Below are 23854 nucleotides of genomic sequence, written 5' to 3'. Positions count from 1 at the left end.
AAGACACACATGCTTTGGAGTATCGGCCCAGTCTATGCGGCCTCACGCCGTCTTGTCGCTGATTGCCTTTCGCAGGAAGCCTCCGGCCTTGCCGAGGGCGGTTCGCGCCGCCTCGACATCAAGGCCAGTGATCGTCACCAGGATTGCCAGCTTCACATCGTTGCCGGTCTGGGCGAGCGCCTGTTTGGCCTGCTGCCCCGAGCAGCCGGTCGTCTGCATGACGATCCTGATCGCCCTCGCCACCAGCTTCTTGTTGGACGGGTTGAGGTCGACCATCAGATTCTGAAAACTCTTGCCGATGCGGATCATCGAGGCCGTGGTCAGCATGTTGAGCACCAGCTTCTGCGCGGTTCCCGATTTCAGCCGGGTCGAGCCGGTGAGCACTTCCGGACCGACGACCGGCGAGATGGCGATGTCGGCGATGTCGGCGATGCCGGCAATGGTCGAGGCCGGATTGCAGGACAGGGCGACCGTCGCCGCGCCCACCTGCTTTGCATAGTTCAATCCGCCGATGACGTAGGGCGTGCGCCCGCTGACTGCGATGCCGACCACCACGTCATCCGGTGTGAGCCCGATCTCCTGCAATGCCCGAGCGCCCATTTTCGGATCGTCCTCGGCGCCTTCCAGCGACCGTACCAGGGCATCGGGACCACCGGCGATCAGGCCGACGACCATGTCTTCAGGAACGCCGAAAGTGGGGGGACACTCCGAAGCATCGAGGACCCCGAGGCGCCCACTGGTGCCGGCGCCCATATAGATCAGGCGGGCGCCTTTCTGGAAGGCAAGCACAATCCGGTCGACCGCTGCGGCGATTTCCGGCAGCACCTTTTCGACAGCCGCCGGGACAAGCCTGTCCTCGTCATTGATCTTGCGCAGCACATCGACGGTCGGCAGCAGGTCGATGTCGACAGTCCTCGGGTTGCGGCCTTCGGAAACCAGCCCGCCCAGCTCAGACATCAACCCTTGCTCGGTCATTCCAGTGCTTTCAAAATCATGCTGCCCGGCATGGCTCAACGGGCCAGTGCAGACGGACCTGAGGTCCGTCATCTCGGTTTTTCTTTGTTAACTTTTTAGAATTGAATATTCACATCGTCAACAGAAATTTGGAATATTTTATTCCTATCTGCGAAGCCTACCGAGTGCAGAGCGAACGCTTGGCAAGGATGATCGCGCCGGACACGGCGTCGCCGTCGGCGGGCTTCAGCCTGCGCCGCACATCGGGCGAAAGCCAGGGTTCCAGCGGGCTGGCCAGGCCGCCCAGCAAGGTGACGCGCGGCGCGCCTTTTTCGAACAGCACCCGCACCAGCGTGTCGATCTGCTCGGCCGCACTTTGCACGATGCGCCGTCCGGCCGGATCGCCCTGATCGGCGTGGCGCATCACCATCGGCGCCAGCGCCGCGTAGTCGGTGGCGCTGGCGCGGTCCATCCAGGCGACCGCCTCCATCGCATCGCCCTCGAAGCGCTGCATCACCTCCGCCAGCAGCGCCGTCCGCTCGTGCCGGCCGTCATGGGCGCGCAGCGCCAGCTGCACGGCCTTCAGGCCAAGATCGGCGCCGCTGCCTTCGTCAGAGATCGGAAAGCCGTAGCCGCCGACACGCAAATCGCGGCCTTCGACAAAGCCAAGGCCGATCGAACCGGTGCCGGCAATAACGATGGCGCCGTCCTGGCCGGAGTGCGCGCCCAGGCAGGCGCCGACGCCGTCGCTGACGAAATCGATGCTGGCAAAGGGATGCGCGATCGCCCGCAACGCCTCCAGCGCACCCTTGCGGCCAATGCCGGCAAGGCCAATGCCGGCGCGGATACGGGCGGTCTCGGCCGGCCCGAAGCCCGTCTCCTCGATTGCCGAGCCGAAGGCTTTGGCAATGGAAGCCCAGGCCGCGTCGATGCCGAGCCGTGTCGTCGCCGGGCCGGAGAGACCCTGTCCCAGCACGGTTCCCTCCGCATCCTCGATTCGGGCCCGGCAGCCGGTTCCGCCGCCATCGACGCCGAGAAAATAGCCCACGCCGCTCATGCGATCAGCCGCTCGATGTCGGCGCCGCACAGGCGCAGCTTGCGGTCCAACTGCTCATAGCCGCGGTCGAGGTGGTAGACGCGGTTGATGATGGTCTCGCCTTCGCAAACCAGCGCCGCCAGCACCAGCGACACCGAAGCGCGCAGGTCGGTGGCCATCACCTGCGCACCATGCAGCCTCTCGCCGCCGCGCACCAGCGCCATGGTTCCCTGCAACTTGATGTTGGCGCCGAGCCGCATCAGTTCCGGCACATGCATGAAACGGTTCTCGAAAATGGTTTCGCGCAGCAGCGACGCGCCCTCGGCGCAACACATCAGCGCCATGAACTGCGCCTGCAGATCGGTCGGAAACCCCGGATAGGGCTCCGTCGTGAGATCGACGGCCTTGAGCGGCCGGTCGCGCGACACGATCAGCCCACGGTCGCCGGGCCAGACGCTGACGCCGGTGGCCTCAAGCAATTGCACCACCGATGCCATGTGCTCGAGCCGGGCATGGGTCAGTTCAAGCTGGCCGCCGGTGATCGCCGCGGCAATGGCATAGGTGCCGGCCTCGATGCGGTCCGGGATGATGTCATGCCGGGCCGCATGCCAGCTGGTGTCGCCGGCAATCAGGATGCGATGCGTGCCGGCGCCTTCGATGCGCGCGCCCATGGCGTTGAGGCAAGCGGCGAGGTCAGCCACTTCCGGCTCGCGCGCGGCGTTGAGGATCTCGGTTTCACCCTTGGCCGTGGTCGCCGCCATCATGGCGGTTTCCGTTGCCCCGACGGACGGCGAGCTGAGCACGATGCGCGTGCCGACAAGCCCGTTCGGCACTGAGGCGACGATCGAGCCGTTCTCGACCGCAATCCTTGCACCCAGCGCCGCGAGCGCGGCGACATGCATGTCGACCGGCCGCGCACCGATCGCGCAGCCGCCGGGCAGTGAAACCCGGGCGTGGCCGAACCGGGCGAGCAGCGGCGCCAGCACCAGCACCGTAGCCCGCATTTTCCGCACCGTGTCATAAGATGTTTCCTTCGAAACGGCGGCACTGGTGTCGATCGTCGCGGCATGCGCCGACCGGGTCACCTCGGCGCCGTGAAGCCGCACTACGCCGAGCATGTTTTCGACGTCGGTCACATCTGGCAGGTTGGTCAGTTCGAGCGGGTAGGGGCTGAGCAGGGCGGCGGCTATCTGCGGCAGAGCAGCGTTCTTGGCGCCGGATATGGTGACCGCGCCTTCCAGTCTTCGTCCGCCGACGATCCGCAATCTGTCCATGGCTGAACCCTTGTATGGCGAAAGCCGGTCCGGTCTTTCCGGAAGACCCACTCGATTCCCGAACTTGGCCGGTCCAATCGAGAATTAATTCTGCGTTCTTGGCTGTCAATCGAAATTGGAATAATTTATTCCTCTGACGAGCACCCAAGCGCTGTAGAGGGTTCATGTCCGTTCTGAAGACGATCAATGCGAAGCTCGACGGCATGGCGGCCGGCGATCGTGAGATCGGCCAGTACATCGTCGACAATCCCGACCAGATGCTGCGGCTGTCGACGGCTGCGCTTGCGGCCGAGATCGGCCGCAGCCAGTCGAGTGTCGTCAAGTTCAGCCAAAAACTCGGCTATGCCAGCTATCAGGAGCTCAAGCTCGCCGTCAGTGAGGCCAAGGCGCAGGACTGGCAAGTTCCGGCCGGCGTCATCCACGGTTCGATCGATGTCGGCGACACCTATCCGGTCATCCTGAAGAAGCTGATCGGCAGCAAGCTTCTGTCGATGCAGCAGACCGTCGCCGCCAACAGCGAGCGCATCATTTCCCGGACGCTGGAACTGTTGGATGGCGCGCGCCGCATCCATCTGGTTGGCGTCGGCGCTTCCTCGCTGGTGGCCCGCGATTTCTCCTACAAGCTGATGAAGCTCGGCCGCAACGTGCTGCATGACAGCGACAGCCACATCCAGATGGCCAATGCCGCGACGCTCGGGCCAGGCGACGTGCTGTTCGCGCTCTCCTATTCCGGCGCCAGCATCGAAACCTTGCGCATCGCCGAGCTTGCCCGCAAGCGCGGCACGACGGTGATCGCCGTCACCGGCCTGCACGACAATCCGCTGAGCCGTGTCGCCGACATCCGCCTCTACACCATCGCCGATGAAGAGCGTGCGCGCTCCTCCTCGATCACCGCGCGCGACGCGCAGCTGACGCTGACCGATCTGTTGTTCATCCTGCTCGTGCAGAAGCAGCCGGACGCCAACGACTATGTCCACAACAGCGAGATGGCGGTCTCGGTGCTGAAGGCCGAGCGCTCCTCGTAAGCGCTACCAGGTCGTGTGCATCTTCAGCTTGAACGAGCGTCCTTCGCCGTAGGAACAGGTCAGCGTCGTCTGGCAACTGGCGACATAGGTCTTGTTGAAAAGATTGGTGACGTTGAGATCGACGCCCCAATCCTCCTTCTCGTAGCCGAGTTTCAGGTCGGCCAGTGTCACGGCCGGCACCTTCGCCGTGTTCTCATTGTCGGCCCATGACGAGCCGATATAGCGCAGACCGCCACCAATCGAGATGCCGTCATACCAGTCACCGCGGAATGTATAATCGGCGGAAGCCGAGGCCATCACTTCCGGGACGATAAAGGGCGTGTTGCCGATGAGCGCCGAGTTGGCGTCCTTGGTGATGTCGATATCGTAAGCGGTGAAGGCGCCCGTCACCCGGAAATCATCGGTAATGTCCACCTTGCCTTCCAGTTCCACGCCGCGCGAGCGAACTTCGCCGGTCTGCATCTGCGTGAACAGGGTGACATTCGACGGCACGTTCTGACGCGTCAGGTCAAACAGCGACACAGTGAACAGGCCATCGACAAAGGTCGGCACATACTTCACGCCGACTTCATATTGCGTACCCTCTTCGGGCTTGAAGAGATTGCCCATCGCGTCGGTGCCGATGATCGGATTGAAGAAGGTTGCGATGCTGGCATAAGGGGTGACGCCGTTGGCGAACTCATAGGCGAGGCCGGCGCGGCCGGAGAAGTCGCCGACGGTTTGGCTCTGCGTGCTGGAACTCGCCGAGTAATAGGTCGGACGATTATCGGCGTCGAGCCAGCCACGGTCGTAGCGGCCATTCAGCGTCACCAGCCAGCCATCGCCAAAACGCAGCTGGTCCTGCGCATAGAAGCCAAGCTGCTTCTGCGTCAGGTTCTGGTTGAGGTAGCTGACACGCGGCGTCAGCGGCGAGCCGTATACCGGATGGAAGGCGTCGATGGGATTGTCGTAGTTTGGATCGTAGAGGCCAGACGACTGGACCTGGTCGATGTTGTAATATTTGAAATCGATGCCGGCGAGGATCGTGTGCTCGACCGGGCCGGTCGTCACCTTGCCTTCGATCTGGTTGTCGAGAAGGAAGGTCTTTGCCGTGGTGTCGTGGTCGAAGTTTATTCGTGCCAGGTCGGTAGGCCCGCCGGTCAGCGACCAGCCGTTCGGATAGACACTGACCTCATTGATATCGGCGGCGGTGAAGCGGGCGTTGGAACGCACCGTCCAGAAATTGTCGAAATCGTGTTCGAACTCATAACCGATCGAGCCCTGTTCACGCTTGTAGAGATCGATGCTCGGTTCGGTGAAATTTGCATCGGGGTCGATGCGCCCGTAGTTCACCCCGCCGACTATGTGGTCCGTCACCGTGCCGTCATAGGGCAAGAAACTGCCGCCATTGTGGTTCTCGTCGATGTGGCTGTAATTGGCCAGGATGGTCAGCGTGGTCGCTTCGTCCGGCTTCCAGGTGATGCTGGGCGAGATGAAGCCGCGCCAGCCGTTCTGCAAATCGCTGTAAGTGTCGCCGCCAGCGACTTTGCCATTGATGCGGTAGCTGACCGTACCATTGTTGGCCACGTCGCCGACGTCGAAGCCGAGATAGACATTGCCGGCATCGTTGACGCCGGTTTCGACATAGCGCTTGCGTTCGAAATCCGGCCGCTTGCTGACATAGTTGACTAGGCCGCCGGGATTGCTGCCGCCATAGAGCACCGAGGCCGGGCCTTTCAGCACCTCGATGCGCTCGAGCCCGAAACTGTCGACATAGAAGCCGCCGAAGCCGTAGCTGAACAGCTGCAAGCCATCCATGTAGGAGCCGGTGGCGGTCGCCTGGAAACCGCGGATGAACAACCAGTTGGTGTCGCTGTCCGGGCCGAAGGGCTGCGCAAAGACGCCGGCCGTGTAGCGCAAGGCCTCATCCACTTTCTGCGCACCCTGATCGTCGATCTCCTGACGGCCGACCACCGAGACCGATTGCGGGATGTCCTTGATGTCGGTCGCCGTCTTGGAGCCGGTCGTAGCCTTCTTGGCGACGACACCGTCGACCGGTCCGGTGGCGCTGCCGCCAGCCTCGCCCTCGACCACCACCGGTTCAAGCTGGGTGCTCGCAGGTGCTGTTTGCGCGAACGCGGCCATCGGCGGGATAATCGCGGCCGCGGCGACGCTGGCCGCCAAAAGCGCCTTCATCCGGTAAAGTCTGCTCATCAGGAAAGTCCCCGCCTGTCGTCGTTGAGATACTTGATTATTTATATCAACTTATCTGCGGGTCATTGGACGGATTTGGGCGGCTTGTCCATTCTTGTCCAAACGAGGGACATCGCGGTGCCATGTTGCGGAAATGTCACTGGCGGTCGGCGCTCTTCATCCAGGCGCCGGGCGTCACGCCGACCACCGACTTGAACACCCGCGTCAGATGCGCCTGGTCGAAGAAGCCGGTCGCCTCGGCGATGTCGGCAAGCGAGGCGGCCTGACGCGCCATCATCGCCTTCGCCCTGTCGATCCGCGCCTGCATCTGCCAGCGGTGCGGCGGGACGCCCGTCGCCGCCTTGAAGGCATGGCTCATCGCGGTTTCGGACAGGCCGGTCAGCGCGGCGAGATCGGCAAGCCGGATCCGGTCCAGGCAGTGCGCGTCGATATAGTCGGTGACTAGGCGCAGCTTGCGGCGCGACAGCGGTGACCGACGCCTAGCGGCATCTGGCTGATCGATCTGGAACAGGCTTGAGAACAGAGCGTTGAGCAGGCCCTCGCCATAAAGATCGTGCAAAGGCTGGTCGCTGCCGCATTCGGCGGCGATCAGGCCGGCGAGCATGGCGATGCGGTCGTCGCGAAACTGGAAGCGCGACATCTGCAAGGCTTCGCGGTCAAGGCTGCGGCCGAAGCGACGCGTCAGCGTCGCCACGTCGAAATGCAGGTCGAGATGCCGGATGCGGTGTAGCCCCTCGACCCGGCCGCGGATTGGCACACCGGCCGGAATGTAGGCGATGGAGAGGGCCCTGTCATGGCGTGACAGTTCACCCTTGGCGCCTTCGACGAAGAAGGCGCCGTCGCCATCGACGTCGAGCGCGACAAACAAGCGGGGATCGGGGGAGACATAGTAACCCCCGGCCCTGTCGCCGCACGAGACATCCCAGAGGTCGGCAACCACGCCGTCCCACAGATGCCATTTCAGGTCGCCGATGACGGAAAAGCCCTCTATCCGGCTTTCCATGCGCGCAACGAAGGTCAAGTCCTGTCTATCCCCGGGCATAATACATGACAAAAATTATCATGTTTATGCCCGGTTGACGACGTCACCGCAAGTCCCTTGCGTCCCGGCTTGTTCGAAGGTCGTCCGCACCGATGCTGTCGGTCAGGGGAGCCTAAACGCTTTCGAGATAGGTCTCGATCTCGAAGTCGCTGACATTGAGGGCGAAGGTGTTCAGCTCCTGGCGTTTGCAGGCGACGAAGGAGTCGCGCAGGATCGCCGGGAAAATCTCCGCCACATGCGTTCCGCTCTCGAAGGTCGCGATCGCGGAGGCCCAGTCCGGCGGCAGCTTGGCCGGCACAACGCCTTGCCCATCGCTGCCTGTCGGGTCACCCGGCGACATCTGCCTTTCAATGCCGATCAATGCCGCGCCCAATATCGCCGCAAGCACCAGATAGGGATTGGCGTCCGCTCCCGACACGCGATGTTCGATGCGGCGCGCGCCGGTTGGGCCGCCGGGAATGCGAATCGCGACCATGCGGTTCTCGTAGCCCCAGGCGACCGCGGTCGGTGCATAGGAGCGCGGGCGAAGCCTGCGGTACGAATTGAAGTGCGGGGCGAACACCAGCGTGCTCTCGGCCATTGCCGCCAACAACCCGCCGACCGCATGGCGCATGATTTCGGAGCCCTGGTCTGTGCCGTCGTCGAACACGTTGCGCCCTTCGGCGTCGACCAGGCTGAAATGGACGTGAAAGCCGTTGCCGGCCCGATCGCCATAGGGCTTGGCCATGAAGCAGGCGGCAAAGCCGTGCTTGCGCGCAATGCCCTTCACCGTGCGCTTGAACAACACCGCATCGTCAGCCGCCCGCAAGGCGTCGGCGACATGGTTCAGGTTGATCTCGAACTGGCCGACGCCATTTTCGGCAATGGCCGTATCGACGGGAATGCCTTGCGCCCGGCAGGCCTCGTAGACGTCATGGATGAAGGATTCGAAATCGTCGATCTCGTCGATCGACAGCGCCGCGTCGGAATCGAGACGGCGCCCGGTGACCGGTGACACCGGCCCAACCGGCCGTTGCGATTGCGGATCGACCAGGTAGAATTCGAGTTCGGTCGCCGCGACCGGGGTCAGGCCGAGCGCCTTGTAGCGGTCGAGGATGCGGGCCAGCGCCCGCCGGGGATCGCCGAGATAGGGCGCGCCGCTTTCGTCGGCGAGCCAGAGCGGGACGAGCGCCGTCGGATGCGCCGTCCAGTCCACCGGCAGGATGCCGCGTCCCGTCCATTGGCAGAGGCCATCGGCGTCGCCGGTCGAGAAAACCAACGTGTTGCCTTCGATATCCTCGCCCCAGATGTCGAGCCCGATCAGCGAGTAGGGCATGCGCAGCTTGCCCTCCAGCGCCTTGCGGGCCTGCTCGACAGGAATGCGTTTTCCCCGCATGACGCCGTTGAGGTCGCACACCGCCGCCCTCAGGCTCTGGATGTCGTTTCTGCTTTCAAGCCAGCTCAAAACGTCCGCAATTGCATCGCTCAATTTAAAACCTCTGGTTTTCGAAGGTGCCTCAGCCTGATCGGCTGCACTGTCCCTGGTAAAAAATGCTTGTGAGTTTTCAGGAAGCCTATCCGGCTGTTGCCGAATATTTTTCCTTATTTTTTCAAGTCACTAACCGGGATGTCGGGAGGCATTTTCAAAACCAATTTCGCGATCTGCGATCGCAACATAGAGGCAAGAAGATGGAAAGCCAAGGGGGCATTTCGATTGCTTGCACTGCCGAACCGCAGCCTTGGTGATGAGCAGAAACGCCCATCGCGTCGTCATCCACGGGCGGAGCAAGGAGCGTAGCGACGCGGCGCAGACCCGAGGATCCATGCCGGGACTCCTGAGCGCTGCCACGGTGCAGAATTCTGCTCCGCTGCACCCGTCGGCAAGGTCGCGGCATGGATCCTATGGTCTGCGCCGCGTCGCTTCGCTCCTTGCTCCGCCATAGGATGACGAAGTTGGGGGCTGCAGCCTATCTCCAAGGTCTGCGATGGTCCGCTGAAAGGACGGTAGGCGCCTTTCACCCTCCAATCCTAGCTTCTTGCGTCCGGAAATCTGGCCTGCCGCAGGATGTGTGCAGCGCCTTCTTCGATGTCGCGCACGATGGCCCCGCGGGCACGCGCGCCGTCCTGCGCCTCGATCGCCGCGACGACCTCCTCGTGATAGTCGATGTCGAGGATGGAGGAGAGGTCGTCCTCGAACCCCATGGCGAGATTCCTGAGGAAGGGGCCAACCTGCATCCACACGGTCTCGATCAGGAAGATCATCTGCTCGTTGCCGCAATGGCGGTAGATCGAGAATTTGAAGGCGTAATTTTTCCTCAGATAATCGTCGATATCGCCCTGGCGCGCCGCCAGGGTCAATTCGGTGCTGTGGCGCCGGATCGTCCGCAGATTGTTGCCGTTGATGCGTTTTGTCGCGAGCTCCGTCGCTGACCCTTCGAGGATCGTGCGCACGGCGGTCAATTGCGAGAACCGGTCGGCGGAGATCACCGGCACCTCGACGCTGCCGTTCGGCATCGGGCTCAGCGCCCGCAGCGCCTGCAGCCGCATGAAGGCGCTGCGCACCGGCATGTCGCTGGTGCCGAGTTCCTTGGCGAGCTTGCGCGAGGTCAGCTTCTGCCCGGGCGTGAACTGACCGGACATCAGGGCCCTCACAAGCTCCAGATAGACCTTCTCATGCAGGGGCACGCTGTCGACGGCGCTCAACCTGAATTGTGTTCTGTCGGCCATTGGCAGGGGCGCTACTTCATTCGTTCTGAGATATGGCCTGACGACCACGGACAATCGCGATCGTGCCGAGCGTGGCGGGAGGCCGAAGCCCTGCGATCTGTAGGACCATGATAGACGCTTCAATCCTTGCACGGCAAGACTTGGCGCGTTGCCCGGATTGCCGGGTTTTTCGGCCTGGCTTGCAGGCGCGCGGCATCGCCGGCGCCGTCTGCAATATCGTCATCACAAATCTTGAGCTTTCGCGCACTTGCACGTCCGGCCGCTCTCTGGCTTTTTGGGGCACCCATCCGAACGGACTGATTCGCGTCATGCCGCTCGATTGCAATGTCCTAGAGGCAGTCTGCTCGTGGGTCGTGAAGCGCGCGCAATTGGCGAAGGAGAAGCAGGCATGGCCGAGTTCAAGAAGCCGGAAATCTCCGAGATGAGACCCAAGATCACTGTTATCGGCGTCGGCGGCGGTGGCGGCAACGCCATCAATAACATGATCACGGAGGAGCTTCAGGGAACCGAATTCATCGCCGCCAACACCGATGCGCAGGCGCTGACCATGTCGAAGGCGACGCGGCTGATCCAGCTTGGCGCCCACGTCACCGAAGGCCTTGGCGCCGGCTCGCTGCCCGAGATCGGCCGTGCCGCGGCCGAAGAATCGCTTGACGAGATCATGGATCATCTGGCCGGCACGCATATGTGCTTCGTCACCGCCGGCATGGGCGGCGGCACCGGCACCGGCGCTGCCCCGATCATCGCGCAAGCGGCGCGCAAGGCCGGCATACTGACGGTCGGCGTCGTCACCAAGCCTTTCACCTTCGAGGGCAGGCGCCGCATGCAGATGGCCGAGGAGGGCATCGAGCGTCTGCGCGAGGCCGCCGACACGGTGATCGTCATCCCCAACCAGAACCTGTTCCGCATCGCCGATGCCAAGACCACCTTCGCCGACGCCTTCGTCATCGCCGACCGGGTGCTCTATTCCGGCGTCAGCTGCATCACTGACCTGATCGTCAAGGAAGGCCTGATCAATCTCGACTTCGCCGACGTCAAATCGGTCATGCGCGGCATGGGCCGCGCCATGATGGGAACCGGCGAGGCGTCGGGCGAAAGCCGGGCGATGAAGGCGGCGGAAGCCGCGATCGCCAACCCGCTGCTAGACGAAGTGTCGATGAAGGGCGCCAAGGGCGTTCTGGTCTCGATATCGGGCGGCCGCGACATGACCCTGTTCGAGGTCGATGAGGCCGCCACCCGCATCCGCGAGGAGGTCTACGAGGACGCCGACATCATCGTCGGCGCCATCTTCGACAAGAGCATGGAAGGCCGCTTCCGGGTCTCGGTGGTGGCGACCGGTCTCGATAGGGCGATCGGCGCCGAGGATGCCGGTCTCGGCGTCGCGCATGATCGCGCCGCCCAGTCGCCATTGCGGACGCTGCAGTAAGTCGTAGGTTGGCTGGCGCAACGATCGCGGTCAGCTGTATCGATCTCTGTGCCGCTGCTGCTACAAGAATCCGTCATAGGCGGTCCTCTATACTGGCAGTCCGTATCGTTCGAGCGACGAGAGGCGCGGCTTGGAATTTGACTTGAAAACCATCGAAGCGCTCGCGCCTGATCAGGCGTCGCTGAGCTCCGCTTCCAAGTTGACCAAGCAATCGAACTGGCCGCGGCTCGAAAAGAACGAACAGCTGGCGCTCATCTGGGGAGAATGCCAGGGCTCAGGCTCCAATCCCTATCGCGTGGTCGTCGACACCGGCGACCACGGCTACAAATGCACCTGTCCGTCGCGAAAATTTCCCTGCAAGCACACATTGGCGCTGATGTGGATCGCCGCCACCACGCCAGCGAGTTTCACCGCCGCCGGCTCGACGCCGGAATGGGTGAATGACTGGCTCGGGCGTCGCCGGAAAACCACCTCGCAGCCGGCTGCACCGGCCCCCGGCGCGGCAGGCAAGAGCATTGGCGAGGCCTCGCGCGACGACGAAAGCGCCGTTGTCGAGGACGCCGCCACGGTCGAGCGCCGCGAGGCCGCGCAGCGCAAGCGCGCCCAGGATACGCGTTCCGCGGTTGCGACCGCACTGGACGAGCTCGATCAATGGATATCGGATCAGCTGCGGCTCGGCCTTGCCGGCTTTGTCGACAACAGCAGCGACCGTTGCCGCCGCATTGCCGCACGGCTGGTCGACATGAAGGCGACAGCACTTGCCGGCCGCATCGACGAGGTTCCGTCACGGCTGATGGGGCTGCGCAGCGAGGAACGTCCGGATGCCGCGATCCGCGAACTCGGCAAGCTTGTGCTGCTGGCCAAGGCCTGGCGATCGACGCCTGATGATGCCGAACTGCGGCGGCTGGTATCGACGTCGGAAAGCCGCGAGCAGGTTCTGGCCAATTCCGGCGCGATCCACGTCGACAGCGTCTGGGAGGTGCTCGGCGAGAAGATCGAGACGCGCCGCGACGGTCTTGTCAGCCATTCGACCTGGCTGCTCGATCTAAACAGCGCCAGTCCGCGATTCGCCCTGCTGCTCGACTATTTTCCGGCCTCTGCCGGCCGTCGGTCCAACGCTTTCACGCCGGGCGATCGTTTCGATGCAAGGCTGGTCTTTTATCCGGCGCGCCAGCCGCTGCGGGCGTTGGTGGTCGAGCGCAAGGGCGATGTCTCGTCGAGGGACTGGCCGGCATTCGGCTTTGACGCGGCCGATCCGCTCGCGGCCCATGTCGCTCACCAGGACATGGCGCCCTGGCTCACCGATTGTCCCGTCATGCTGCCGCCCGGCGCGATCCTGCTGGACGACCGCGGCGATGCGTGGTGGCAGTCCGCCGACAATCCGCATGGCATCGCCTTGCCGATTGCCGATACGGTCAACCCGACGCTGCTTGGGCTGGACCTCGCGGCGACGGCAGCGCTTTGGAGCGGCAGCCGGCTTCATCTGCTGGCGGCGCAAAGCGGCTTCGGGAGGCTTGATCTGTCGTGAACGAGATCGAGCAGACGGGTCTGGCGACCATGCGTGATTGCTGGATCACCGGCGGCACCAGCTTTGACCTGGCTCCAGCCGCGTGGAAGGACATCGCCGCCGGTGCCAACCCCGACGAGCGCGAGCGGCGGCTGCTGGCGATCGCCGCGCAAGCCCTCGAAATTGCCTTGCGGCCGGCAGCGCCGAAGACGCTGAAGCGTCGCCCGCCACTGCCCGAGCTTGCCTTGCCCATGCTGCCTGAGCGGCTGCGACCGCTTTTGCGGGCAGCGCTGAAACACGCGGCCGACGCGAGAGCCAAGTCGCGTGTGGTGGCCCTCGTCGCCAGCCGCGGCTTTGTGCTGCATCCGATGGACTGGATGCCTGCCGCGTCGGACCAGACCAGTCCGGATGTCTACGCACCCTGGATCGACTGGCAGGCCGGCGTGGATGGCGAAAAACGCACAGACCGGGAGCAACTGACGGTGCAGAATTGGGACGATTTCTATCCCGCCGCGCGCCGCAGTGCGCTGGCCGATATGCGCCGCACCGCACCGGCTGTGGCCCGGCAACTGATCGAGACCAGGGGATCAAGCGAACCGGCGGAGGTCAGGCTTGCGCTCATCGCACTCATGCACTTCGGCCTGGGCGCCGATGACGTGCCCTTCCTGAAAAGCCTGTCCGCCGATCGTTCCGGCAAGGTGCGTGAACTCGCCGGTCGACTGCTGGCGCGGTTGGGCGAGCACGGCCAGCCAGGCGATAGCGGGCCGGAAGACCCGATAGCCGAACTCGCTGCCTTCATCACGGAAGGCAAATCCGGCTTCATCCGCCGCCGCACCACCTACGCGCCGGCAAAGCTGAAATCGCCGGCGCAGGAACGACGCCGCGCCGAATTGTTCGAGACCTGCAACCTGGTCGACCTTGCCGCGCGTTTCGGCGTCTCCGAATCCGACTTCATCGGCGCGTGGCAGTTCGGCGACGACAACAATGTCGATATCCTTGTCGCCCGCATGGTCGCGGCGTCAGGCAGTGACGCCGCGGTCACGCACATGGCCGATACGCTTGTCGCTGAAGGCGGCAAGCCGGCGCTTTTCGTCCTCCATTTGATGCCGCGTCTAGACAGTCGCCGGCAACGTGTCCTGGTCAGGCTGATCCTGAAAGACACGCAATATCTCGGTGCGCTCAGCCTGGCCGAGGGCGTCGAAGCAGGCTGGCTGGACTGGGCCGACCTGACCAACGGCAAGACGCTGCCGGCACTGCGCGCCGCCGTCGCGGGAAGTGATGATGCCGCTAAGCGCGGCGTCGACCAGTTTCTGGAAACGCTGGGCTTTCTCGCCACCGCGGAGGCGGCGGAAAAATTGATCGGCGATGTCGTCGCGGCCGGCATGGCGCCGGCGGCACCTTCGCTCGCTCTTCTGCGCCTCAACGCATCCCTGGCCGGGCCCTGAACCAACATGATCAATCCGGAGAACAGCAAATGAACGCAGCCATCCGTCTTCCGGTCGAGCAGGCCTACGCCACCGAATTGCAGGCGCTTGCGCGCAATGACGACCGGCAAAGACCCGCCGGCTGGAGCCTGTCGCCAAAGGCGGTGCTGACCTATCTGCTTGGCGGAAAGGCTGACGACGGCACGCTGATCACGCCCAAATATGTCGGCCGCCGCCGGCTGATGGAAACCGCGGTGGCGACGCTTGCCACCGACCGCGCGCTGTTGCTGCTCGGTGTTCCCGGCACCGCCAAATCCTGGGTGTCGGAGCATCTCGCCGCCGCCATCATGGGCGACTCGACGCTGATCGTGCAGTGCACGGCCGGCACCGACGAAAACCAGATTCGCTATGGCTGGAACTATGCGCAGCTGCTGGCCAAAGGCCCGAGCCAGGAGGCGCTGGTGCCGACGCCGCTCTACCGCGCCATGCAGGACGGCAAGCTCTGCCGCCTCGAGGAGCTGACGCGCATGAGTTCTGATGTGCAGGATACGCTGATCACCGTGCTGTCCGAAAAGATGATGCCGATCCCGGAACTCAACACCTCGATCTACGCGCAGCGCGGCTTCAATATCATCGCCACCGCCAACAACCGCGACAAGGGCGTCAACGAGCTGTCGTCGGCACTGAAGCGCCGCTTCAACGTCGTCGTGCTGCCTTTGCCCGAAGACATGGCGGAGGAGGTGGCGATCGTCTCCAAGCGCGTCGGCGAGATGGCCGGCGGCCTCGACTTGCCGGTGCCGAAAAATGTCGGCGAGGAGATTGCGCGGGTCCTGACCATTTTCCGCGAGCTGCGCTCCGGTGCAACGGCAGATGGCAAGGTGACCTTGAAGACGCCGTCGGGTTCGCTGTCCACGGCCGAGGCGATCGCAACCATGGTCGGCGGCCTCAGCCAGGCGGCCTGGTTCGACAGCGGCAAGCTCGGCGCCGAAGGCCTTGCCGCCAGCCTGGTCGGCGCGATCGTCAAAGATCCGGTGCAGGACAAGCTGGTGCTGGAGGAATATCTGGAGACCGTGCTCAAGAAGCGGCCCGATTATGCCGGCTACTACGCTGCCTTGAACGCAGCGATCTGACGCCATGGCGCTGGGCGACGTTTCCTATTTCGGCATACGCCATCACGGGCCCGGCTCCGCCGCCAGCCTGGTGCAGGCGTTGCAGGAGTTGAAGCCGGTCGCCGTGCTGATCGAGGGGCCGGCCGACGCCTCGGCGTTGCTGCCATTGCTCGCCCGCCCCGAAATGCAGCCGCCGGTGGCGCTGCTGTGCTATCCCGAAGACGATCCGGCCTCGACGAGCTTTTGGCCCTTTGCCGAGTTCTCGCCGGAGTATCAGGCGACGCTGTGGGCCGTCGCCAACAACGCGACAGTGCGCTTCATCGACCTGCCGTCGTCGGCCCGAGTTGCGTCGGCTGAGGCCACGCAGGAGGCCGAGGCCGATGAGACGAAAGCCGAAGTCGAGACTGAGTTGGCGCCGCATTTGCGCGATCCGATCGGTACGCTGGCGCAGGCCGCCGGCTATGAGGATGGCGAAAGCTGGTGGGCTGACATCATCGAGCAGAACCCTGAGCCCGGCCCGATCTTTGTTGCCATAGCCGATGCGATGACGACGCTGCGCGAGGGTGAAGGTCCGCTTGCCGAATTCGAGGCAAAACGCGAAGCGCATATGCGGCTGGAGATCGCTGCCGCGCGCAGGGAATTCGACGGGCCGGTTGCTGTCGTCTGCGGCGCCTTCCATGTGCCGGCACTGCAGGCGGCACGTCCGCTGAAGGAGGATCAGGCGCTGCTCAAGGGGCTCGCCCGGCGCAAGAGCACGATGACCTGGGCGCCATGGACGGGGCCGCGCCTGGCGCTCGGCTTCGGTTATGGCGCCGGCGTCGTCGCGCCCGGCTGGTGCAAGCATCTGTGGCAGACGCGTGGGCAAGGCGACGCCTCGGTCCTGTGGCTCGCGCGCATCGCCACGGTGCTGCGGGCGAAGGGGCACATGGTGTCGACCGCCTCGCTGATCGAGGCCGAAAGGCTGGCCCGCACGCTGGCTGTGATCCGCGAGCGGCCAAAGCCCGGTTTCGAGGAATTGCGCGATGCAGCGATCGCCGCTCTGTTCAACGGCGAAGCTATATTGTGGGCACTCGTCGAAGCCGAACTGTTGCTCGGCGCCGATGTCGGTGAAATTCCGCCTGATACCCCGCTGGCGCCGCTGATCGAGGATCTGCAGCGCAACCAGAAGGCGGCGCGGCTGAAGCCGGAGGCGCTGGAGCGCGAATTGTCGGTCGACCTGCGCAGCGAAAGCGGGCTGTTCCGGTCGACCTTGCTGCACCGGCTGAACGTGCTTGGCGTGCATTGGGGCAGACTGACCGACAGCGGCCGCAGTCGCGGCACGTTTCGCGAGCGCTGGACGCTGGCGTGGCAGCCGGAATATGCCGTTCGCCTGGTCGAGAACCTGATCTACGGACCAACCATCGAAAAGGCGGCCAATGGCCGGCTGATCCAGATGATCGGCGCCGCGACCTCCCTCGATGCGCTGGCGGCTCTGGTTCAGGGCGCCATCACGGCCAATTTGTCGGAGGCGTCGACGGCTGGCCTGGCGACATTGGAGGAACGCGCGGCACGCAGCAGCGAGTGTCTGGAAATCCTGGCATCGGTGCCGCCGCTCGCCGACATCATCCGCTATGGCGAAGCCCGCAAGACCGAAACCGCGCGCCTGTCCGGCCTGCTGGAGCGGCTGATCGTCGAAGGCGGTATCGCGCTTCCCTACGCCGCCCGCGACCTCGATGCCCAGGCTTCGACGGCGCTGGTCAGCGCCATGCGCAAGGCCGACGAGGCGATCAAGCTGGTCGAATCGGAACAGGATGTTCTGGACGCCTGGCGCAATGGACTGGCGACCGTGCTCGACGGATCGCGATCGACGGCGCTGGTGGCCGGCTGTGCCGCGCATCTGCTTTACGAAGCCGGCCATCTGTCCGCCCACGCCGCGGCGGGCCTGATCGCGCGGCGCCTGTCGCCGGGAACGCCGGTCGCCGAGGCCGCTGGGTTTTTCGAGGGCTTCTTCAGCACCGCCGGTCAGCGGCTGATCTATGATGAAGGCCTGCGCGGAGCGGTCGATGCCTGGCTCAAATCCCTCGACGAGGATGCTTTCATCGCGCATCTGCCGTTGCTGCGCCGGGTCTTTTCGCATCTGGATTCGATGGAGCGGCGTCGGTTGATCGAAGCGGTCCTCGGCCGAGCCAGGCGCCTGCCGGCCGGGCTGACACCGACGCCGAACGACGACGAGGCCTGGCGCCGGCATCTGGAACGGCTTGCACCTCTGCTGATGAGCGAGAATGGCAATGGATGACGAGGCCGACATCAGCGAAACCGGGCCGACCGGCGACGGACGCGAGCGCCGCTGGCGCCTGGCGATCGGCGCCGATGACGAGAACTCTTCAGCGCTTTCCGACACCGACAAGCGGCTGTCGGCAGCGCTTGATGCTCTCTATGGCGATGGCGCCGGCGATGCGGCTGCCGATGCGCGTAAGCGGCGCGGCGGGCTTGGTCGCTCGGCGCCGAAGGTGGCGCAATGGATGGGCGATATCAGGTCGTTCTTTCCCGCGCAGGTCGTGCAGATCGTCCAGAAGGATGCTTTCGAGCGGCTCAATCTGAAGCAGATGATGATGGAGCCGGAATTCCTCAAGGCGATCGAGGCCGACGTCAATCTCGTCGCCGACCTGATCTCGCTGCGCTCGGTCATGCCGGCCAAGACCAAGGACATTGCGCGCACGATCATCGCCGACATCGTTGCCAAGCTGATGCACCGGCTGGAGCAGAAGACCGCCGAGGCGATCCGTGGCGCGCTCGACCGGTCGCAGCGCACCAACCGCCCCCGGCAGCGTGACATCGACTGGCCGCGAACCATTTCGGCCAACCTTCGCCATTACCAGCCCGAGCACAAAACCATCGTCCCGGAGAAGCTGGTCGGCTTCATGCGCAAGCAGCGCAGGCTGGTCGATCTCGACGAAGTCGTGCTCTGCGTCGACCAGTCGGGCTCGATGGCAAGCTCGGTGATCTACGCCTCGATCTTCGCCGCCGTGATGGCCTCCTTGCCGGTGGTGCGCACCAAGCTCGTCTGCTTCGATACGGCCATCGTAGACCTGACCGAGGAGCTCAGCGATCCGGTCGAAGTCCTGTTCGGCGTGCAACTTGGCGGCGGCACCGACATCAACCAGGCCGTCGCCTATTGCGCCGATCGCATCGAGCGGCCGACCAAGTCGCATATGGTGCTGATCACCGACCTGTATGAAGGCGGCAACGGCCAGGAATTGCTGCAGCGGCTGGCAGGGCTGGTTCGCTCCGGCGTCAATGTCGTGGTGCTGCTGGCGCTGACCGATCAGGGCAGGCCGGGCTATGACCCCAAGATGGCAGGGTCGGTGGCAGCGCTCGGCATTCCGGTCTTCGCCTGCACGCCGGATCTGTTTCCAGACATGATGGCGGCGGCCTTGCGACGGGAAGATGTCGGCGCATGGGCGGCAGGCGCCGACATCAAGCTGGTTCGCGCCGAGGCCGACAGCCCGGCGGCCGACGTCTAAGGCGCGCTCAACTCGGCGTTGTCAAAAGCGGCAATCCAAAACCTGGCTTGAACAGCCGGCAGTGCTGGCCTGCACGCCGGATAGGGCTCGTCGCATCGCCATTCACTGACATCGCCAGACAGTCGGCCGAAAGCCCGCTGCGGCCGTCATGTCGTGATTTGCACCAATCGGTCGCTTGACTCTGAGCGCGCCTTGTGAAAAATTTTGCAGCAACTGATAAAAATATCAAAGGGTGGAAATGGTAGGGTTCGGCAACGGTCTCCTGCGCGACGATGAAACCAGCATGGCGACACGCGCCGCGTGGCTTCACTATGCCGGTGGCCTGACCCAGTCCGAGGTCGCCAAGCGGCTCGGGTTGACCAGCCTCAAGGCCCACCGCCTCATCACCAAGGCCAACCAGGAAGGGTTGGTGAAGGTCTATATCGACGGCGAAGTGTCGGAATGCGTCGAGCTTGAAGACGAGTTGTCCCGCCGCTACGGCCTCGACTATTGCGAGGTGGTTCCGGACTTCGATTCCGAGGATCTGCCGCTCAAGGCGCTGGGCATTGCCGGCGCGCAGTTCCTCAAGCGTGAGATCGAACGCGGCGAGGAGGCGCTGATCGGTGTCGGCCATGGCCGCACGCTTGCCGCTTGCGTCGAATATCTGCCGCGCACCTCGACCGACAAGATCCGCTTCGTCTCGCTGCTCGGCGGTCTGACGCGGAAATTCTCGGCCAATCCGCACGACGTCATTCATCGGCTCGCCGAACGCACCGGCGCCGAAGCCTATGTCATGCCGGTGCCGATGTTCGCCAACACGGCGGAGGACCGGACCGTCCTGCTCGGGCAGAAGGGCATCAGCGAGGTCTTCGATCTCGCGCGCTCCGCTGACCTGTTGTTCGCCGGCATCGGCACCGCCGAACGCGAGGCATCGCTGGTCGCCACCGGCATGATCGAAAAGGGGGAGATGGAGGAGATCCGCCGCAATGGCGGCGTCGGCGAATTGCTCGGCCATTTCTTCGACGAGGCCGGCAAGGCGGTGGCGACGACCGTTTCCGACCGGGCGCTGGCCTTGACGCGTGAGGACATTGCCAGCCGCCGGATCGTCGCCGTCGCCGGCGGCAAGATCAAGGTTCGCGCCATCAAGTCGGTGCTGGAGGGCCGCTATCTCAAGGGCCTGATAACAGACGAGCGGACGGCGCGATCGCTCGTGGAAGAGACGCCGGTCGGGTAGCCGGTTTCAGTTTGGTTGAAACTACCCTGTGGAGGAGAAAACGAAATGCATGAGAAAGAGAAAGACCTCATTGACGCCTTCCTGCGCGGACAAGTCGACCGTCGTGGGCTGATCAAGGGCCTGGGTGCCATGGGCCTTGCCGCCGGCACCGCCGGTACGCTGCTCAATCTGGGACAGACCCGCGCGCTTGCCGCGGATTTCGACTGGCAGGCACACAAAGGCAAGACCATCAAGCTCCTGCTCAACAAGCATCCCTATGCCGATGCGATGATCGCCGATCTCGAAAACTTCAAGAAACTGACCGGCATGGAAGTCGTCTACGACGTATTCCCGGAAGACGTCTATTTCGACAAGGTGACGGCAGCACTTTCGGCCAGCTCGCCGGAATACGATGCCTTCATGACCGGCGCCTACATGACCTGGACCTATGGCCCCGCCGGCTGGATCACCGACCTCAACGAATGGATCAAGGACCCGGCCAAGACCAACCCGAACTATGCCTGGGACGACTTCCTGCCCGGCGTCAAGAACTCCTGCGCCTGGAATGGCAAGCCGGGCGGCGCGCTGGGTTCGGAAGACGCCAAGCAGTGGTGCATTCCGTGGGGCTTTGAACAGAACAACATCACCTACAACAAGGCGATGTTCGACAAGGCCGGCGTGGCCATTCCCGGCAATATGGACGAGATGGTTGCCGCGGCGGCCAAGCTCACCAAGGATGTCGGTGGCGGCGTCTACGGCATCGGCGTGCGTGGCTCGCGCTCCTGGGCGACGATCCATCCCGGCTTCCTGTCGGCCTATGCCAATTTCGACCAGAAGGATCTGAACGTGTCGGCCGACGGTAAATTGTCGGCCGCCATGAACACCGCCGAATCCAAGGCCTTCCACAAGCAGTGGGTGCAGATGATCCAGGAGAGCGGCCCCAAGGACTGGTCGACCTACACATGGTACCAGGTCGGTACCGATCTCGGCGCCGGCGCCTCGGCGATGATCTTCGACGCCGACATCCTCGGCTACTTCATGAATGGCGGCGACAACAAGATGGCCGGCAAGCTCGCTTTCGCGAACTTCAAGGCCAATCCGGCAGCCAAGGCGGCGACACCCAACATCTGGATCTGGTCGCTGGCAATGTCCAACTTCTCGAAGGACAAGGACGCGACCTGGTACTTCATGCAATGGGCCTCCGGGCCGGAGCATGGGCTGTTCGGGGCGACCAAGATGGACTTCGTCAATCCTGTCCGCCAGTCGGTCTGGAAGGATCAGGGGTTCCGCGACAAGCTGAACAAGAGCTACCCGGGCTATGTCGAGATGTTCGACGCCTCGGCGCCGGGCGCCTCGATCAAGTTCACCGCGCAGCCGCTGTTCTTCGACCTCACCACCGAATGGGCGGCAACGCTGCAGAAGATGGTGGCCAAGGAAGTGCCGGTCGACGAAGGCCTCGACAAGCTGGCCGAAAGCATCAACGGCCAGCTCAAGGAAGCCGGTCTCGGCTAAGTCGCAGCGAGGGCCGGCCTGCTTGGCGGACCGGCCCTCATCACACCTTTTGACGTTTGCGATGCGGTGCCGGAAGGTGGCCGCTATTTCGCCCGACCGGTCGCCTTGCTCCCTTGGGCGGCCGGCAGGGCGAAGCGACAGCAACAACGGAGCAGCTCGATGACTGCGGTGGTATCGCAAAGGCCCAAGCCATCCGGCTTCAGGATCAGCAAGCGGGTGTTGCCCTATGTGCTCAGCCTGCCGGCCTTGCTCGTCTGCATCGGCATTCTGATCCCGTTCCTGACCTCGGTCGTCTATTCCTTCCAGCGCTACCGGCTGAGCCAGCCCTGGGCGCGGCAGTTCAACTGGGGCGACAACTACATCTCCTTCTTCACCGATCCAAAATTCTGGAACACGCTGAAAGTGTCGTTGCTCTATGCCGGCACCACGGTCGTGCTGGAACTGCTTCTCGGCCTCGCCATTGCGCTGCTGCTGCAGAAGCGCTCGACACTGAACAATTTCATCTCGATCATGCTGTTGATGCCGCTGATGACGGCGCCGGCGCTTGCCGCGCTGATGTGGAAGCTGATGACCAATCCCGGCTTCGGTGTGCTGAGCTATCTCGCCAGCCTCATCGGGCTGCAGGATTTCCGCTGGGCCTCGTCGCCGTCGACGGCGCTGTTCACCGTCGTGCTCGTCGACATCTGGGTCTACACGCCCTTCATCATGATCCTGCTGCTCGCCGGCCTGCGCAGCCTGCCGACACAGCCTTTTGAGGCCGCCGCCCTCGATGGCGTGCCGAGAAGCTTCGTCTTCTTCCGCATCACTTTGCCGATGCTGACGCCCTACATCCTGACGGCGACATTGTTCCGCCTGCTCGATTCCATCCAGCAGTTCGATATCATCTACGCCATGACGCAAGGCGGGCCGGGCGACACGCTGACCGTGTTCCAGGTCGAGGCCTATCTCAACTTCTTCCAGTCGACCAATGTCGGCCGCTCGGCGGCGCTGATGATCATCCTGTGGGCGATCACCTACTTCCTCTCCAACATCTTCATCAAGAACTGGCTGCGGCTGCGCGAACGCGCCCGTGGTCAGGCATAGGAGGCCGGGATGGAACACACATCTTTGCTCGAACGCATCCTGCGCGGCGCCGCGCTGACACTGGTCGTGATCTTCTTCATGTTCCCGATCGTCTGGATCTTCATGATGTCGTTCCAGACCAACGAGACCATCCTGCGCATTCCGCCGCAGCTGATCTTCGAGCCGACGCTCGCCAACTACACGGCGCTGATCACCGGCAAGCTGATCACCGCCGCCGGCACACTCGACATCGCCTTCATGCGCAACCTCTGGAATTCGGTGTTCCTGTCGGTGACCTCGGTGGCGGTCGCGCTGCTGCTCGGCGTTCCCGCGGCCTACGCCTTCGCCCGGCACAAATTCCGCGGCTCGGAGGACATCGCCTTCACGCTGCTGTCGTTCAAGTTCGCGCCGGCGCTTCTGGTGCTGTTGCCGCTCACCCTCTATTTCCAGAAGCTCGGTCTCGCCAACACCTATATCGGGCTGATCTGGGTCTACCAGCTGATCTGCCTGCCGCTGATCCTGTGGATCGTGCGCGGCTATTTCGAGGATATTCCGGCCGACATCGAATATGCCTACCGCATCGGCGGCCATTCCTGGTTCGCCACCTTCCGCAAGATCGCGCTGCCGCTCGCCGGTCCCGGCATCGCCGCCGCCGGCCTGCTTGCCTTCATCTTCGCCTGGAACAATTTCGTCTTCGCGCTGGTGTTGGCCTCGGCAGACAAGCAGCCGGTGACGGTCGGCGCGCTCGCCTTCATCACCTCCTCGGGCATACAGTACGGCCAGATTTCGGCGGCCATCGTGCTCTCGATCACGCCGACGCTGGCGCTCGCCCTCTATGCACAGCGCTATCTGGTCGAAGGCCTCTCGCTTGGCGCGGTGAAAGGATAGA

18 protein-coding genes are annotated in these 23854 nt (G+C 63.8%); 11 read left to right on the top strand and 7 right to left on the bottom strand.

What is annotated here, in order from left to right; translation table 11 throughout:
* Positions 1 to 42: 42 nt before the first annotated feature.
* The 3 genes from murQ to murA all read right to left on the bottom strand — a co-directional run bounded on the left by murQ (position 43) and on the right by murA (position 3264).
* Positions 43 to 975 (bottom strand): N-acetylmuramic acid 6-phosphate etherase, encoded by a 933-nt coding sequence (gene murQ, locus AC56QX_RS30460; protein ID WP_497117973.1) that lies wholly within the window; start codon positions 973 to 975, stop codon positions 43 to 45.
* A 157-nt stretch (positions 976 to 1132) separates the two neighbouring features.
* Entirely contained in the window at positions 1133 to 2011 is an 879-nt protein-coding gene (locus tag AC56QX_RS30455; protein WP_497112255.1) for a glucosamine kinase nucleotide-binding domain-containing protein, read from the bottom strand.
* Complete coding sequence (gene murA, locus AC56QX_RS30450) at positions 2008 to 3264, bottom strand: UDP-N-acetylglucosamine 1-carboxyvinyltransferase (RefSeq protein ID WP_497112254.1); 1257 nt, start codon at positions 3262 to 3264, stop codon at positions 2008 to 2010. The genes AC56QX_RS30455 and murA overlap by 4 nt, the downstream gene beginning before the upstream one ends.
* Positions 3265 to 3428: 164 nt before the next feature.
* Here murA and AC56QX_RS30445 point away from each other — a divergent pair, with 164 nt between their 5' ends.
* Positions 3429 to 4289: a MurR/RpiR family transcriptional regulator gene (locus tag AC56QX_RS30445; RefSeq protein WP_497112252.1), complete on the top strand. Its 861-nt coding sequence runs from the start codon at positions 3429 to 3431 to the stop codon at positions 4287 to 4289.
* A 3-nt stretch (positions 4290 to 4292) separates the two neighbouring features.
* Here AC56QX_RS30445 and AC56QX_RS30440 read toward each other — a convergent pair whose 3' ends face one another.
* The 4 genes from AC56QX_RS30440 to AC56QX_RS30425 all read right to left on the bottom strand — a co-directional run bounded on the left by AC56QX_RS30440 (position 4293) and on the right by AC56QX_RS30425 (position 10230).
* The gene (locus AC56QX_RS30440; RefSeq protein ID WP_497112251.1) at positions 4293 to 6482 is read right to left on the bottom strand and encodes a TonB-dependent siderophore receptor; all 2190 of its coding nucleotides are present in this window, start codon (positions 6480 to 6482) and stop codon (positions 4293 to 4295) included.
* A 136-nt stretch (positions 6483 to 6618) separates the two neighbouring features.
* Positions 6619 to 7503 carry a helix-turn-helix domain-containing protein gene (locus AC56QX_RS30435; RefSeq protein WP_497112249.1) on the bottom strand — a complete coding sequence of 295 codons (885 nt, stop codon included), beginning with the start codon at positions 7501 to 7503 and terminating at the stop codon, positions 6619 to 6621.
* Between the two features lie 133 nt (positions 7504 to 7636).
* Positions 7637 to 8992: a glutamine synthetase family protein gene (locus tag AC56QX_RS30430; protein ID WP_477438438.1), complete on the bottom strand. Its 1356-nt coding sequence runs from the start codon at positions 8990 to 8992 to the stop codon at positions 7637 to 7639.
* A gap of 539 nt (positions 8993 to 9531) precedes the next feature.
* Positions 9532 to 10230, bottom strand: coding sequence for a GntR family transcriptional regulator (locus tag AC56QX_RS30425; RefSeq protein WP_497112248.1), 699 nt, complete (start codon positions 10228 to 10230; stop codon positions 9532 to 9534).
* 388 nt (positions 10231 to 10618) lie between these two features.
* Between AC56QX_RS30425 and ftsZ the strand changes: the two genes are divergently transcribed.
* The 10 genes from ftsZ (at position 10619) to AC56QX_RS30375 (ending at position 23853) form a co-directional block, all read left to right on the top strand.
* The gene (gene ftsZ / locus AC56QX_RS30420; protein WP_497112247.1) at positions 10619 to 11656 is read left to right on the top strand and encodes a cell division protein FtsZ; all 1038 of its coding nucleotides are present in this window, start codon (positions 10619 to 10621) and stop codon (positions 11654 to 11656) included.
* 142 nt (positions 11657 to 11798) lie between these two features.
* Positions 11799 to 13184 (top strand): SWIM zinc finger family protein, encoded by a 1386-nt coding sequence (locus AC56QX_RS30415; protein ID WP_497112246.1) that lies wholly within the window; start codon positions 11799 to 11801, stop codon positions 13182 to 13184.
* A complete protein-coding gene (locus AC56QX_RS30410) occupies positions 13181 to 14608 on the top strand; it encodes a DUF5691 domain-containing protein (protein ID WP_497112245.1) in 1428 nt (475 codons plus the stop codon). Before AC56QX_RS30415 ends, AC56QX_RS30410 begins: the two co-directional genes overlap by 4 nt.
* Positions 14609 to 14637: 29 nt before the next feature.
* On the top strand, positions 14638 to 15717 hold the full coding sequence (locus tag AC56QX_RS30405) for an ATP-binding protein (RefSeq protein WP_497112242.1): 1080 nt from the start codon (positions 14638 to 14640) through the stop codon (positions 15715 to 15717).
* Positions 15718 to 15721: 4 nt separating this feature from the next.
* Positions 15722 to 17971 carry a DUF5682 family protein gene (locus AC56QX_RS30400; RefSeq protein WP_497112241.1) on the top strand — a complete coding sequence of 750 codons (2250 nt, stop codon included), beginning with the start codon at positions 15722 to 15724 and terminating at the stop codon, positions 17969 to 17971.
* Complete coding sequence (locus AC56QX_RS30395; RefSeq protein ID WP_497117972.1) at positions 17964 to 19199, top strand: VWA domain-containing protein; 1236 nt, start codon at positions 17964 to 17966, stop codon at positions 19197 to 19199. The genes AC56QX_RS30400 and AC56QX_RS30395 overlap by 8 nt, the downstream gene beginning before the upstream one ends.
* A 238-nt stretch (positions 19200 to 19437) precedes the next feature.
* Positions 19438 to 20412 (top strand): sugar-binding transcriptional regulator, encoded by a 975-nt coding sequence (locus AC56QX_RS30390; RefSeq protein WP_095198847.1) that lies wholly within the window; start codon positions 19438 to 19440, stop codon positions 20410 to 20412.
* Positions 20413 to 20457: 45 nt separating this feature from the next.
* On the top strand, positions 20458 to 21903 hold the full coding sequence (locus AC56QX_RS30385; protein ID WP_497112238.1) for an ABC transporter substrate-binding protein: 1446 nt from the start codon (positions 20458 to 20460) through the stop codon (positions 21901 to 21903).
* A 159-nt stretch (positions 21904 to 22062) separates the two neighbouring features.
* Positions 22063 to 22986, top strand: a complete 924-nt coding sequence (locus AC56QX_RS30380) for a carbohydrate ABC transporter permease (protein WP_023777019.1) — start codon at positions 22063 to 22065, stop codon at positions 22984 to 22986.
* Between the two features lie 9 nt (positions 22987 to 22995).
* Positions 22996 to 23853 carry a carbohydrate ABC transporter permease gene (locus AC56QX_RS30375; RefSeq protein ID WP_497112234.1) on the top strand — a complete coding sequence of 286 codons (858 nt, stop codon included), beginning with the start codon at positions 22996 to 22998 and terminating at the stop codon, positions 23851 to 23853.
* The last annotated feature ends 1 nt before the right edge of the window (position 23854 follow it).

The organism is Mesorhizobium sp. RCAM 06353, assembly GCF_059683585.1.
This window is presented reverse-complemented; position numbering and strand designations above follow the sequence as displayed.

Bases quoted from the DNA above. Each gene is read 5' to 3' on its own strand.
- murQ (WP_497117973.1), bottom strand. From the start codon at position 975: ATGACCGAGCAAGGGTTGATGTCTGAGCTGGGCGGGCTGGTTTCCGAA.
- AC56QX_RS30455 (WP_497112255.1), bottom strand. From the start codon at position 2,011: ATGAGCGGCGTGGGCTATTTTCTCGGCGTCGATGGCGGCGGAACCGGC.
- murA (WP_497112254.1), bottom strand. From the start codon at position 3,264: ATGGACAGATTGCGGATCGTCGGCGGACGAAGACTGGAAGGCGCGGTC.
- AC56QX_RS30445 (WP_497112252.1), top strand. From the start codon at position 3,429: ATGTCCGTTCTGAAGACGATCAATGCGAAGCTCGACGGCATGGCGGCC.
- AC56QX_RS30440 (WP_497112251.1), bottom strand. From the start codon at position 6,482: ATGAGCAGACTTTACCGGATGAAGGCGCTTTTGGCGGCCAGCGTCGCC.
- AC56QX_RS30425 (WP_497112248.1), bottom strand. From the start codon at position 10,230: ATGGCCGACAGAACACAATTCAGGTTGAGCGCCGTCGACAGCGTGCCC.
- ftsZ (WP_497112247.1), top strand. From the start codon at position 10,619: ATGGCCGAGTTCAAGAAGCCGGAAATCTCCGAGATGAGACCCAAGATC.
- AC56QX_RS30405 (WP_497112242.1), top strand. From the start codon at position 14,638: ATGAACGCAGCCATCCGTCTTCCGGTCGAGCAGGCCTACGCCACCGAA.
- AC56QX_RS30400 (WP_497112241.1), top strand. From the start codon at position 15,722: ATGGCGCTGGGCGACGTTTCCTATTTCGGCATACGCCATCACGGGCCC.
- AC56QX_RS30395 (WP_497117972.1), top strand. From the start codon at position 17,964: ATGGATGACGAGGCCGACATCAGCGAAACCGGGCCGACCGGCGACGGA.
- AC56QX_RS30390 (WP_095198847.1), top strand. From the start codon at position 19,438: ATGGTAGGGTTCGGCAACGGTCTCCTGCGCGACGATGAAACCAGCATG.
- AC56QX_RS30385 (WP_497112238.1), top strand. From the start codon at position 20,458: ATGCATGAGAAAGAGAAAGACCTCATTGACGCCTTCCTGCGCGGACAA.
- AC56QX_RS30380 (WP_023777019.1), top strand. From the start codon at position 22,063: ATGACTGCGGTGGTATCGCAAAGGCCCAAGCCATCCGGCTTCAGGATC.
- AC56QX_RS30375 (WP_497112234.1), top strand. From the start codon at position 22,996: ATGGAACACACATCTTTGCTCGAACGCATCCTGCGCGGCGCCGCGCTG.